This is a genomic window from Mycobacterium sp., assembly GCF_050701675.1.
GTDB lineage: Bacteria > Actinomycetota > Actinomycetes > Mycobacteriales > Mycobacteriaceae > Mycobacterium.
In genome coordinates, this window is the sequence record NZ_JBOGDD010000825.1 from 1 (window position 1) to 9,008 (window position 9,008).

Below are 9,008 nucleotides of genomic sequence, written 5' to 3' on the forward strand. Positions count from 1 at the left end.
AGAGGGGCGCGTCGATGGTGTTCTCGATGACCGAGTAGAGCTCGTCGGCATCGTTGTTGGCGACCGCTTGGGCGATCTCGAACGGGGTAAAACCGGCCAGTACCAGGCTTTCGACCAGCCGCACGGCGGATCCGCCCACCCCTCCGACGACCGACCCGACCGGTGACGTCGACGCCATCAGGTTCACCGAAACGTCAGAGGCCCGGACCGCTTCCGTTGGCGCCGGTGCGAGCGGCGTCAGTGCGACGACCCCTGCTCCAACGATTGCCAAGCCCGCAGTGACCGTGCACTGGACGCGATCCTTCATGAAAACCCCCCGCATTCGAATGTCCCCCGGGGCAATGAATTCATGCCCGGCGGAGCGAACTTAGCGGATTCTCAGGTTTGCGTCTAACGTCACACGAAATCTACTTGCCTGTGCAAATAGATGATCTAGACATTCGGCCCGACACGATCATGACGAGGCATAAAACTTGCAGGCCAACAGCGGTTTCTGAGACGCGCATACCTCGTCGTACAACCATTCAAGATCGGCGAATTGATTGACAGACACGTCAACCTTCACCCTGACGCCACGGGCCTCCGTTAGCTGACAGCTAACGGATCGAAGGAGCGCGTTCCAGTTGATTCTGCGAAGGTGCGGCTGGGTGGGCCTGGCTCCCGGTGGGCGGCTGGCGAAGTTGCCGGCGGGCCTCGGCCAGTGCAACCGAATCCGCGACGTCCGCGTTTGAATGGCGTTTCGACGGGCAACGTGTAACGCACACATTCGGGACCGGCTGATCCGGTGGGCGGAGGGACGTTAGCGCAGGTAACTATCCGGTACCCCTGGTTTCACCTTGGGGATGTCTGGCAACATTACCCGCGGGTAGGAACGGTGGTTCCACACTCGGGCGGAGGGGGATGACGGGCAGATGACAGAGCAGTCTTTGCACTACGTGGCACAGGGCACCGAGGGCGGCGGCGCGGCGCTCGACCAGGTGATCGGGATGTCGGTGGTCGGTCTGATCGTCGGCGTGGCGCTCATCTGGATCGGCTACCTGCACCGAATGCGCAAGATCACCTGGCTGCACGACCTCGGCGAGTGGGCGGCCCGCAAATTCCGCAGGCCCGCGTGGGTGGCACTGCCGATAGCGCTGTTCATCACGACGATCATCACCGCACTGTTCGGCTTCATCTGGGACGTCAGCCTGCACATCGGGAAGGGGCGCGACCCCGGCCCGCTGGCCAACCCCGCCCACTACTTCATCCTCTTCGGGCTGTTCGTTCTGTTCGTCGCGGGCTGCCTGGCCTGCGTGCTGCCCTACGAGAAGCCCGGCGCAGCCGCGGTCCGAATCACCCGCCACTGGTATGCCCCCGTCGGCGGAATCCTGATGGCCGGCTGCGGGCTGTACGCGCTGACCGGTTTCCCACTCGACGACATCTGGCACCGCATCTTCGGCCAGGACGTCACGCTGTGGGGACCAACCCACCTGATGATGATCGGTGGGGCCGGCTTCTCCACTCTCACAGCCTTATTCCTGGAGCACGAGGGTCGCCGCGCGGTCGGTGAAGACGCTCCCAAGGACGGTCCTGGCATCAAGTTCATCCAGTACCTCGCCTTCGGCGGTCTGGTGATCGGGATGTCGGTCTTCCAGATCGAATTCGACTTCGGCGTAATGCAATTCCGTCAGGTGTTCGAGCCGATGCTCATCGCCGCGGCTGCGTCGCTCGGACTCGTGGCCGCCCGCATCATGTTGGGACGCGGCGCCGCCATCATCGCCGCACTGCTGGCCCTTGCGCTGCGCGGTCTGATCGCGCTGATCGTCGGACCGATCCTCGGGGCACCGATCAACTGGTTCGCGCTGTACCTGGGGCCCGCACTGGTGATCGAGGTCCTCGCGCTGACGCCACTGATCAAGCGACCGATCGTGTTCGGGATGGTGAGCGGTCTCGGTGTGGCGACGGCGGGGCTGTGGCTCGAATCCCTGTGGATCGACGCCGTTTACCGCTACCCGTGGCCCACCAGCCTGTGGCCGGAGGCCTTGGCGATGGCCATCCCGGTCGCGGTGCTCATCGGTGCGTGCGGCGCGATGGTCGGCATGGTGCTGACCAACCAGCGGCTCCCCCGGCGGGCCATCAGCATCGGCCTGGTGGCGCTCGCCGTCGTCGCCGTCGGCGGCGCCACCGCCAACGGGCTGCGCTACGAGGTGCCGCAGAATGCCACGGCCACCTTCGCCATGACCCAGGCGCCCAGCATCGGCGACCAGCGAATGGTGACGGCGGACATCCACATCAATCCGCCGAACCTCATCGGCGACGATCCGAACTGGGTGTCGATCCTCGGCTGGCAGGGCGGCATCGCCAACCAGCGCGGCATCTTCGTCGACCACCTGCAACGGGTCGGCCCCGGCCACTACCGCTCTACCGCGCCGATGCCGGTGTCGGGGCAGTGGAAGACCCTGCTGCGCGTCCACGACGGCTCCACCATGACGGCCGTGCCGATCTACCTGCACGGCGACCCCGGCATCGGTGCGGCCGAGGTGCCTGCCGAAGCCGCGATGACGCGGCCGTTCGTCCCCGAGGTCACCATCCTTCAGCGGGAGCGCAACCCCGACACGCCCCAGGTGCTGTGGTTGATCGGCTGTTTGGTGGTGCTCGGCTGCACCTTGACTCTCATCGCAGGCCTGTCCTGGGGTGCTGGTCGGCTGAACAAGATCGAGCCCACCAAGAACCCCGTTGAGTTCGAGCCGTCTGCGCAGGCATGACCCGTTCGCCCGACGTCGTGATCCTCGCCGATCACTCGGCGCTGCTGGCCATTCCGGCGTTCGCGCCTGCGATCCTCGTGGTCGCCGTGGTCATCTGGGTGGCCCGGCGGGACCGACGTCTTGGCGACGACGGCGACGACGTCGGAGATGACAAGGCTCACAGTGAGCATCCAGCGTCCGGCGACGAAGATGGTTCACCGTGATCAAGCTGACGAAGTCCACGACACTCGTTGCCCTGACCGCCGCCGCGCTCCTCGTCGCGGGCTGTGGCGGGTCGAACGGATCGGGTGAGGTGACGAGGAGTTCCTCCTCCGCGGCCCCCGCCATGACGGGCGCCCCGCAGCTGTCAGACCAGCAGGCGCCGCCGAACCGGCTGGTCGTCGAGGTGACCATCAAGGGCGGCCAGGTGACCCCCACCAACGCTCAGCTCAAGTCGGCCGTGGGCGAACCCGTCGTCTTCCAGGTCAACAGCGACGCCGCAGATCAGTTGCACGTCCACTCGAATCCGGAGCACTCCTTCAACGTCGAACCGAAGTCCGGTCAGTCGTTCCAGTTCACCGTCGACGTCCCCGGCCAGGTCGACGTGGAGTTGCACCAGCTGAACCGCACGATCGCCACCATCCAGGTTCAGTGATCGGCGGTCGGTCGACCGAGGTCCTCGCCCACGGACTGGGCGGTTCCAACGATCTGCCGATCCCGTACACGTACGCGTTGATCGGCGCGGCGTGGGCGTTGACGTTCACGTTCGCGGTCGTCGTCCTGGCCTGGAAGAAGCCACGGTTCGACGTCGCCAAGCCGGGGCTGCCGTTGCCGCAGTGGGTGACGACGCTGACCGACGCTCCGGCGACGCGCTGGTCGGTGGCGGTGGCGGGCCTGCTGTTCGCGGTGTGGGTGGCGGTGGCCGCGCTGTTCGGTCCGCAGGGCGGCGACAATGCGCTGCCCGGCGTGTTCTACGTGCTTCTGTGGGTGGGGCTCGTCGCGGTCTCGCTGGCGATCGGCCCGGTGTGGCGCCTGGTGTCGCCGGTGCGCACCATCTACCGCGTGCTGCCGCTGTCGCGGCGGCCTAGCCCGAGGACGTATCCCGAGCGGTTGGGGTACTGGCCGGCGGCGGTCGGGCTGTTCGCGTTCGTGTGGCTCGAGCTCGCGAGTGATGACCCGGGTTCGCTTGCCGCCGTGAAGATCTGGTTGCTGTCGTACTTGGTGGCGACGCTCGCGGGCGCTCTGATCTTCGGATCGCGGTGGAACGCCAGGGCAGATCCGTTCGAGGTCTACAGCGTGGTGGCGTCGCGGCTGTCACCGCTGCGGCGCAACGCCGACGGACGCATCGCGATCGGCAACCCCTTCGATCACCTGCCGTCGATGCCCGTGCGCGCGGGCACGCTGGCAGTGCTCGCGGTGCTGCTCGGATCGACGGCGTTCGACAGCTTCTCGGCGATGCCTCAGTGGCGCAACGTCGTCGACGACCTGGCGGGACCGTCGACGACCATCGCGGTGTTGATTCGCAGCGCGGGCCTGCTGCTGTTCGCCTCGGTGGTGGCGTCGACGTTCTGGCTGGCGGCCCGCGCGACCGGCGGTGTCGACGCGCAGCGCCGCCGCGAACTGCCAGGCCTGATGGCCCACTCGCTGATTCCGATCGTCATCGGCTACGTCTTCGCCCACTACCTGTCCTATCTGGTCGAGAGGGGACAGGTAGCCGTCCTCCGACTGGCCGACCCGTTCGGTACCGGGTGGCTCGTCGACGTCCAGCCGTCCTATCTGCTGTCGACGCACCCGTCGGTGCTGGCGACGTTGAAGGTGTGCTTCGTGGTGGGCGGGCACGTCGCCGGCGTGGTGGCCGCGCACGACCGGGCGCTGTGGCTGCTGCCCAAGAGGCATCAGGTGACCGGGCAGCTCGCGATGATGCTGGTGATGGTCGGCTTTACGTTCACCGGGCTGTACCTGCTCTTCGGTGGCTGATCGGGCGATAATGGCTCCATGCGCGCACTGATCGTCGTCGACGTACAGAAGGACTTCTGCGAGGGGGGATCGCTGGCCGTGACGGGCGGCGCCGAGGTCGGTCGGAAGATCACCGAGCTGCTGAGTCACTCCGCCTACGACCACGTGGTGGCCACGATGGACTGGCACATCGACCCGGGCGCTCACTTCTCCGAAGAGCCGGACTACCAGGACTCCTGGCCACGGCACTGCGAGGTCGGCACACCCGGTGTCGACTTCCACCCGGCGTTCGATCCGTCGGCCGTCGAGGCGGTCTTCCACAAGGGGCACTACTCGGCGGCGTACAGCGGGTTCGAGGGCGCCACCGAGGACGACGGCACGACGCTGGCCGACTGGCTGCGCGCCCGCGACGTCGACACGGTGGACGTGGTCGGCATCGCCACCGACTACTGCGTCAAGGCCACCGCCGCCGACGCCGTCGCCGCCGGCTTCACCACCAGGGTCCTGCTGGACCTGACCGCGGGGGTGTCACCGACGACGACCGCAGAGGCCGTCGAGTCGCTACGGGCCTCCGGCGTCCAGGTGGCCTAGCCGCGGACTTCCCTGGCCGCGGCTACCAGATTCTCCAGCGACTTGGTCACCTCATCGGAGTTGCGCGTCTTCAGCCCGCAGTCCGGATTAACCCAGAGCCGTTCCGCCGGAACGGATTTCAGTGCCTCACGAAGCGAGTCCGCCATCTCCCGAACCCCTGGAACGCGTGGCGAGTGGATGTCGTAGACGCCGGGGCCGACGCTGTTGCCGAACCCCGCCGCGGTGAGGTCGCCGAGAACCTCCATGTGCGAGCGGGCCGCCTCGATCGAGGTGACGTCGGCGTCCAGATCCGCGATCGCCCCGATCACCTCGCCGAACTCGGAGTAGCACAGGTGGGTGTGGATCTGCGTGGCGTCCGCGACGCCCGACGTCGACAGCCGGAAGGCGTCGACCGCCCATTTCAGGTACGCCCCCTTGTCCTTGGTGCGCAGCGGCAGCAGCTCCCGTAGCGCGGGCTCGTCGACCTGGATGATCGCGATGCCCGCCGCCTGCAGGTCGACCGTCTCGTCGCGAATGGCGAGCGCCACCTGTGCGGCGGTGTCGGCCAGCGGTTGGTCGTCGCGGACGAACGACCACGCCAGGATGGTCACCGGGCCCGTCAGCATGCCCTTGACGGGCTTGGTCGTCAGCGACTGCGCGTATTCGATCCACTCGACCGTCATCGGCCGCGGCCGGGCCACGTCGCCGTAGAGGATCGGCGGGCGCACGCACCGGCTGCCGTAGGACTGGACCCAGCCGCGCTGGGTGGCGAAGAACCCGTCGAGCTGCTCGGCGAAGTACTGCACCATGTCGTTGCGTTCGGGTTCCCCGTGCACCAGCACGTCGAGGCCCAGCTTCTCCTGCAGCTCGATGACCGCGGCGATCTCCGCCTTCATCCGCCGCTCGTACTCCGTCCCGTCGATCTCGCCGGACCGCAGTGCGGCGCGCGCGATCCGGATGGCCGACGTCTGCGGGTACGAGCCGATGGTCGTGGTCGGCAGGTTGGGCAGGTGCAGCCGCTCCTGCTGCTCTGCGTGCCGCCGCTCGGCGGGTCCCCTGGTGGTTCCCGACGAGAGGATCGACGAAATGCGTTCGCGCACCTGGCCGTTGTTGAGCCGCGGATCGGCTCGACGCGAGGCAATGGCGGCATTCGATGCGGCCACCTCGTCGGCGATCACCTCGCGGCCGTCGCGCAGACCGCGCGCCAGCGTCACCACCTCGCCGACCTTCTCGGCGCCGAACGCCAGCCAGCTGCGCAGGGCGTCGTCGAGATCGACCTCAACGTCGAGCGAGTACGGCACGTGAAGTGTCGAGCAGGACGTCGACACAGCAACTGTGCCCGCACTTTCCACTACGGTCGCCAACGTGGCGAGCGCCGCTTCGAGATCGGTGCGCCAGACGTTGCGGCCATCGACCACGCCGGCGACCACCGTCTTGCCCGCCAGCTCCGGCACCGCCGCAAGGCCGTTCAGGCTCCCCGCGACCAGATCGACGCCGATCGCCTCGACCGGCGTGCGCGCGAGCGCAGGCAGGGCGTCGGTCAGCTCGCCGAAGTAGGTCGCGACGAACAGCGCGGGCCGCCGCTTCAGGTCACCGAGCAACCGGTAGGTGCGCTGCGCCAGCTCGGCGGCGTTGTCGACGATGTCGGTGACGAGCACCGGCTCGTCGAGCTGGACCCAGTCCACGCCGTGGGAGGCGAGCAGGTCGAGCAGGTCGGCGTATACGGCGACGAGCTCGTCGAGTCGCCCGATCGGCGGCCCTGCGCCGTCCACCGCCTTGCTCAGGGCCAGGAACGTGATGGGCCCGACGATCACCGGTCGCGCCGGAATGCCCTGCGCGCGAGCCTCTTCCAGCTCACCAAGCACCTTGGTGGGGTCGAGTGCGAACCGGGTGTCGGGGCCGATCTCCGGCACCAGATAGTGGTAGTTGGTGTCGAACCACTTGGTCATCTCCAGCGGCGCCACGTCGTCGTTGCCGCGGGCGGCGGTGAAGTAGCGGTCGAGTTCATCGGCGATCTGCGTGACCCGGGACGGTAGGGCACCCACCAGAACTGCAGTGTCGAGGACCTGGTCGTAGTACGAGAAGGTGTTCACCGGGACGGAGTCCAGCCCGGCGTCGACGAGTTGGCGCCAGGTATCGCGGCGGATGGTCGCGGCGACGGATTCGAGTTCGGCGCGCTCGATGCGGCCTGCCCAGTACTTCTCGACGGCCCGCTTGAGTTCGCGGTTGGGGCCGATGCGCGGGGATCCGATGATGGTGGTGGTGAACGGCCTTGCGTCAGTCATGGGCGTGTCCTTCACTGCAGCGGGATGGTCACCGCCAGCGGACGTCGAACCGAGTGCGGTCACCCACTGGTGTAACCGCTTCGGTCGCCGCCCATTCCACGAGGCGATGAACCACCGGGCGCGGCGCGCCCGGTGCGGCTGGCAGGTCTTCGGACTCGCAGGCACGCACGAGGCTTCGTGCACCTAATGGCCGTCGCTTCCCAGCGCATCGCTGCGCCAGTGCTGATGACGGCGGTCGTTCCTGCATACCGCTGCGGGACAGTCCCGGATTCTCACCGGCTTCCCTCTTGCGATGTCGGCTCACGCCGACAAACCAGCTGCGAGCGCGAGCCTACTCCCGCGCCCCCACGCGATTTGTGTGCATCTAGCGGTGGTGAGCACCGGTCAACGCACACAAACCGCGGGGCCGGGAACCGTTTGGGGGTATGTGCCGTCGAAAGCGACGTGATCGATCAACTCTTGCGCCAGCACGATGGCGTCCTCACCCTCGCACAGGCCAACCGGGTTGGGATCAGCCAGGACGCCGTCAACCGGCGGGTGCGATCGGGGCGTTGGCTGCGCTGCGCCCCCGGCGTCTACTTCGTCGACGACCGGCCGTTCACGGACGCCGCACGCATCCGCGCCGCGGTGTGGGGTCTGGGATCCGAAGCGGTTGCGAGCGGCCTGACGGCCGCTTGGTGGCACGGCGTTACGAAATACGCTCCAACGCTGGTGGAGGTCACGGTGCCCCGAGATGCGCATCGCGCCAAGCGTGACGGCGTCCGGACTCGACGCCGCGATCTGAGCCGGGCGGACGTCGTCGAGCAAAGAGACCTGCGAGTCACGGAACTGGGTCTGACGGTCGTCGAGGCCGCGACCCGACGCGGCGGTGGTGTCAACATCCTGGACACGGCACTTCAACGGCACACCGATCTGACTCGGTTGTGGCGGGCACATCTGCGCAACAAGGGCCGCCATGGTTCACCCGCAGCACGCCGACTACTACAGGCGGCGGACGACGGGGCGCGGTCGGCCGCCGAACGTCTGCTCGTCAAATTGCTGAAACAGGCGGGCATCACTGGCTGGGTGGCGAACCTTGCCGTTGGTAAAGACGTCGTCGATGTTGCGTTCTCGTCAAGCAAGGTCGCGGTTGAAGCCGACGGGTTCGCGTTCCATTCCGATGCGGAGACCTTCCGCAAGGACCGTGTGCGACAGAACCGCTTGATTCTGCTTGGTTGGCAGGTACTCCGCTTCACCTGGCTAGACCTCACGGAGTACCCAGAACGGGTCATTGCCGAGATCCGTCGCGCGACTTGCGGTGTTTGACCGGCGGTGAGCACCGGTGAACGCACACAAATCGCGGGGGGTCAGGGCCGGGGCGCGGGGGGCCAGGGCCGGGTGGGGTCGACGGGCCTCCCTGTCCACCGCGGCGGGCGGTCGGCCAGGTGGGCACGCACGCCCTCCTTCGCGTCGTCGTGGGCCATCAGCGCGAGAT

At 67.5% G+C, this 9,008-nt stretch carries 7 protein-coding genes, 1 pseudogene and 1 riboswitch; of the genes and pseudogenes, 6 read left to right on the top strand and 2 right to left on the bottom strand.

Going from position 1 to position 9,008, the window contains the following annotated elements; genetic code table 11:
- Positions 1-307 (bottom strand): annotated as a pseudogene (locus tag ACRDUX_RS25215) (hypothetical protein); the annotation flags it as partial.
- A gap of 604 nt (positions 308-911) precedes the next feature.
- Here ACRDUX_RS25215 and ACRDUX_RS25220 point away from each other — a divergent pair.
- The 5 genes from ACRDUX_RS25220 to ACRDUX_RS25240 are packed head-to-tail and all read left to right on the top strand — an operon-like array spanning position 912 to position 5,270.
- The gene (locus tag ACRDUX_RS25220; protein WP_526417648.1) at positions 912-2,744 is read left to right on the top strand and encodes a hypothetical protein; all 1,833 of its coding nucleotides are present in this window, start codon (positions 912-914) and stop codon (positions 2,742-2,744) included.
- Entirely contained in the window at positions 2,741-2,947 is a 207-nt protein-coding gene (locus ACRDUX_RS25225) for a hypothetical protein (protein ID WP_526417650.1), read from the top strand. Before ACRDUX_RS25220 ends, ACRDUX_RS25225 begins: the two co-directional genes overlap by 4 nt.
- Positions 2,944-3,378 carry a cupredoxin domain-containing protein gene (locus ACRDUX_RS25230; RefSeq protein ID WP_526417652.1) on the top strand — a complete coding sequence of 145 codons (435 nt, stop codon included), beginning with the start codon at positions 2,944-2,946 and terminating at the stop codon, positions 3,376-3,378. Before ACRDUX_RS25225 ends, ACRDUX_RS25230 begins: the two co-directional genes overlap by 4 nt.
- Positions 3,375-4,700, top strand: a complete 1,326-nt coding sequence (locus ACRDUX_RS25235) for a hypothetical protein (protein WP_526417654.1) — start codon at positions 3,375-3,377, stop codon at positions 4,698-4,700. Before ACRDUX_RS25230 ends, ACRDUX_RS25235 begins: the two co-directional genes overlap by 4 nt.
- Positions 4,701-4,718: 18 nt before the next feature.
- Complete coding sequence (locus ACRDUX_RS25240; protein ID WP_526417656.1) at positions 4,719-5,270, top strand: isochorismatase family protein; 552 nt, start codon at positions 4,719-4,721, stop codon at positions 5,268-5,270.
- On the opposite strand, the gene metE is transcribed toward ACRDUX_RS25240, so the two are convergent.
- Positions 5,267-7,534, bottom strand: coding sequence for a 5-methyltetrahydropteroyltriglutamate--homocysteine S-methyltransferase (gene metE / locus ACRDUX_RS25245; protein WP_526417658.1), 2,268 nt, complete (start codon positions 7,532-7,534; stop codon positions 5,267-5,269). The genes ACRDUX_RS25240 and metE overlap by 4 nt on opposite strands.
- A 123-nt stretch (positions 7,535-7,657) precedes the next feature.
- A riboswitch (cobalamin riboswitch) is annotated at positions 7,658-7,868 on the bottom strand.
- A 110-nt stretch (positions 7,869-7,978) separates the two neighbouring features.
- On the opposite strand from metE, the gene ACRDUX_RS25250 reads away from it, so the two are divergent.
- Complete coding sequence (locus tag ACRDUX_RS25250) at positions 7,979-8,839, top strand: PDDEXK-like endonuclease domain-containing protein (RefSeq protein ID WP_526417660.1); 861 nt, start codon at positions 7,979-7,981, stop codon at positions 8,837-8,839.
- Positions 8,840-9,008 lie beyond the last annotated feature (169 nt).